Annotated in this window: 4 protein-coding genes; 2 read left to right on the top strand and 2 right to left on the bottom strand. The window is 69.9% G+C overall.

What is annotated here, in order from left to right; genetic code table 11:
• Positions 1-49: 49 nt before the first annotated feature.
• Both pdxH and AC08ON_RS09285 read right to left on the bottom strand, forming a co-directional pair.
• Positions 50-871, bottom strand: coding sequence for a pyridoxamine 5'-phosphate oxidase (pdxH, locus tag AC08ON_RS09290; protein ID WP_476607504.1), 822 nt, complete (start codon positions 869-871; stop codon positions 50-52).
• 83 nt (positions 872-954) lie between these two features.
• Complete coding sequence (locus AC08ON_RS09285) at positions 955-1,350, bottom strand: toll/interleukin-1 receptor domain-containing protein (protein ID WP_476607503.1); 396 nt, start codon at positions 1,348-1,350, stop codon at positions 955-957.
• Positions 1,351-1,744: 394 nt separating this feature from the next.
• Here AC08ON_RS09285 and AC08ON_RS09280 point away from each other — a divergent pair, with 394 nt between their 5' ends.
• Together AC08ON_RS09280 and AC08ON_RS09275 are read left to right on the top strand one after the other, a co-directional pair.
• Entirely contained in the window at positions 1,745-2,854 is a 1,110-nt protein-coding gene (locus AC08ON_RS09280) for a citrate synthase 2 (RefSeq protein WP_476607502.1), read from the top strand.
• Positions 2,847-3,325 (top strand): PLP-dependent aminotransferase family protein (locus tag AC08ON_RS09275; protein WP_476616790.1); only part of this gene is annotated, 479 nt, incomplete at its 3' end. The genes AC08ON_RS09280 and AC08ON_RS09275, both read left to right, overlap by 8 nt.

The following is a 3,325-nucleotide window of genomic DNA, read 5'->3' as shown; positions in this document are numbered from 1 at the left end:
AAGGTTAAACGACAAGCTCAGCCAAAGTTCTCCCAAGATCGGCGAGACTTCAAGGGGCGAGGCGTTCGACGGCCCAGAGATCTCCGGCCGCGGTCGGGACGCCGCCGCCCGCATCGCAGCCCCGGACACCGGTGGCGTCCGGGTCGGCGACGGCGAGGGAGTCCGTGCCGCCGCCGTCGGCCGGTACCGACACCCGCCGGTACCGCAGCCGGTCGTGCAGCCGGTCCGCGCGGCCCTGCCAGAACTCCACGGTGTCCGGCACGATGCGTAGCCCACCCCAGAACTCCGGTGTCGGCACCCGGGTGCCCTCGGGCCAACGGGCCGCGAGCTCGGCGGCGCGGTCGTCGAGCACCGTACGGGACTCGATGACCGTCGACTGGTGGCTGGCCCAGGCGCCGAGCTGCGAACCATGCGGACGCGACTGGAAGTAGCGTTCCGTCTCGGCCCGGCTCACGCGCTCGATCGATCCGATGACGACGACTTGGCGCTCGAGGGCGTACCAGGGGAAGACCAGCGAGCCGAAGGGGTTCTCGGTGGCCTCACGGCCCTTGCGCGAGGTGTAGTTCGTGTAGATCACGAAGCCCCGCTGGTCGAACCCCTTGAGCAGCACGGTCCTGGCACTGGGCCGCCCGGCGGCGGATGCCGTCGCGAACACGGCGGCGTTGGCCTCCGGAACGCCTACCCCGGGGGTGGCCGCGTCGATGAACCAGGCGGCGAACTGTTCGACCCAGGTCGGCGCGAGATGCTCCGGCTCCAGACGACCGGCGCGGTAGCCCTGGCGGAGCAGGGCGGGATCGGGGACGTCCAGATCGGGGACGTCCGGGTCCGGACCGCCCACCGGCGGCTCGTCGGCAGCGGAGGCTGGGGCCACGCCCCAATCCTGCCAGGCAGGCCGCGCACCCCAGTGGGACGGCCCCGAGAGTGATCCCGCCGGGCCAGGGTCCGTCGTCCCGGTCAGGAGAGCTCAGCCAGGATCTCGCGGACGCCGAGGTCCCAGCGAACCGTGAGGTCGGTGCACCGTCGGCCGGCCAGCCGATATGGCGCGTCGCCGCCCGACGACCCCGACAACAATGCTGGTACCAGGGTGATACCGCGAGCTGCGAGATCATCGGCCAGCGCGGGCAGCCATTCCTGGACGATCCACGGCGCGTGGATTCCCAACGTTGAGTATCCGAGCACGAGAAAGTCGGCGACGGCGAGCGTCTCATTCATGAACATGGACACGGTGTCGCCGATGCGTATCTCCCAACGGTCCAGGTGCACCGCGTGCCCCGCCGCGCTGATCGCCCGGCCCAACCGTTCGGCGGGTGCGATGTCCGCCGCGCGATGACTGATGAAGACGAACGCCATGATCCTCCCGCCGTGTTCGCGCTGCGTGACTGCCGCCGGTCAGGCGTTCCAGGCACGAGGCCCGACCGTAGCGCGGAATGATCTCAGTTGACCAAACTTTCCGTTCACGACTTTCGGCATATTCGTATAAATAGTAATATAATAGATAAAGATGCTGTGACTTACGTCATATTTTATGGGTTTCGCGTTGCCCGGTGCGTCGGTCTGTGCGCTGTCGGCCCCAGATAAGGGTTGGATGGAGCATCGCGGGGCACCTGCGCCCTGGCGCGCTGGGAGGCCTCACGGCAGGATCGGACGGAGCAGCACCGACGAAGCAGGACGCGGACGGGCCGCCGGCGGGACCATAGAGACAGAACCGGTGGGACCAAGAGACAGAAGCGGAGATCCGGACTCGATGGCCGAGAAAACAAGCGATTTCAAGCCCGGTCTGGAAGGTGTGATCGCCTTCGAGACGGAGATCGCCGAGCCGGACCGGGAAGGTAGCGCGCTGCGTTACCGCGGCGTCGACATCGAAGACCTTGTTGGCAAGGTCGACTACGGCCACGTCTGGGGGCTGCTGGTCGACGGGGCGTTCGAGCCCGGACTGCCGCCGGCCGAGCCCTTTCCGGTCCCGGTGCACTCCGGTGACATCCGGGTGGACGTGCAGAGCGCGCTCGCGATGCTCGCGCCCTACTGGGGCCTGGGCCAGCTGATCGACATCACCCCGGAGCAGGCGCGGGACGATCTTGCCCGGGCATCGGTCGTGGCGTTGTCGTTCGTCGCCCAGTCCGCGCGGGGCCTTGGTCAGCCGGCGGTGCCGCAGAAGGAGGTTGACCGGGCCCGGACGATAACCGAGCGGTTCATGATCCGTTGGCGTGGTGAGCCGGATCCCAGGCACGTCCAGGCCGTGGACGCCTACTGGGTCTCGGCCGCCGAGCACGGCATGAACGCCTCGACGTTCACCGCCCGGGTGGTCGCCTCGACCGGCGCGGACGCCTCGGCGGCGCTGTCGGCCGCTGTCGGTGCGCTGTCCGGTCCGCTGCATGGCGGTGCTCCGTCCCGGGTGCTCGCGATGCTCGACGAGGTCGAGCGCACCGGCGACCCCCTCGGCTACGTCCGCCGCGCCCTGGACCGCAAGGAGCGCCTGATGGGCTTCGGGCACCGGGTGTACCGCGCCGAGGACCCGCGGGCCCGGGTGCTGCGCCGGACCGCTCGTGACCTGGGCTCGACCCGCTACGAGGTGGCGGAGGCCCTGGAGGCCGCCGCGATCGAGGAGCTGACCAATCGGTTCCCGGATCGCCCGCTGCGGACCAACGTCGAGTTCTGGTCGGCGGTGGTGCTGGACTTCGCCGAGGTGCCGGCCCATATGTTCACGTCCATGTTCACCTGTGCCCGCACCGCCGGCTGGAGTGCCCACATCCTGGAACAACAACGCACCGGGCGGCTGATCCGCCCGTCCGCGCGGTACGTGGGCCCCACTCCGCGCCCGCTCGGTGACGTTCTGCCGGGGGTCAGCCGTGGCTGACGCTCCCGCGATCGTGCTGCCCGACCGGCTGCGTCCCCGGGACGGCCGGTTCGGCTGTGGCCCGTCGAAGATCCGTCCCGAGGCGGTCGAGGCCCTCGCCGCGAGCGGGGCGACCTACCTCGGCACCTCGCACCGGCAGAAGCCGGTCAAGAGCCTGGTCGGCCGGGTGCGGGCAGGCCTGTCCGAGCTGTTCTCCCTGCCCGAGGGCTACGAGGTCGTGCTCGGGATCGGCGGCGCCACCGCCTTCTGGGACGCGGCAGCCTTCAACCTCGTCCGGACCCGCTCCCAGCACCTCGTCTTCGGCGAGTTCGGGGGCAAGTTCGCCGACACGACGAAGGGCGCGCCGTTCCTGGCCGCGCCGTCGGTGATCTCCTCGCCGCCCGGTACGCATCCGGACTGGGCGCCGGAGGCGGGCATCGACGTCTACGCCACTCCGCACAACGAGACCTCGACCGGTGTCGCCCGTCCGGT

The sequence above is a fragment of the Frankia sp. CoWAU3 genome (assembly GCF_977971855.1).
The sequence above is the reverse complement of the archived record's forward strand: the minus strand, read 5'-3'. Positions and strand labels throughout refer to the sequence as shown.

Bases quoted from the DNA above. Each gene is read 5' to 3' on its own strand.
- AC08ON_RS09285 (WP_476607503.1), bottom strand. From the start codon at position 1,350: ATGGCGTTCGTCTTCATCAGTCATCGCGCGGCGGACATCGCACCCGCC.
- AC08ON_RS09280 (WP_476607502.1), top strand. From the start codon at position 1,745: ATGGCCGAGAAAACAAGCGATTTCAAGCCCGGTCTGGAAGGTGTGATC.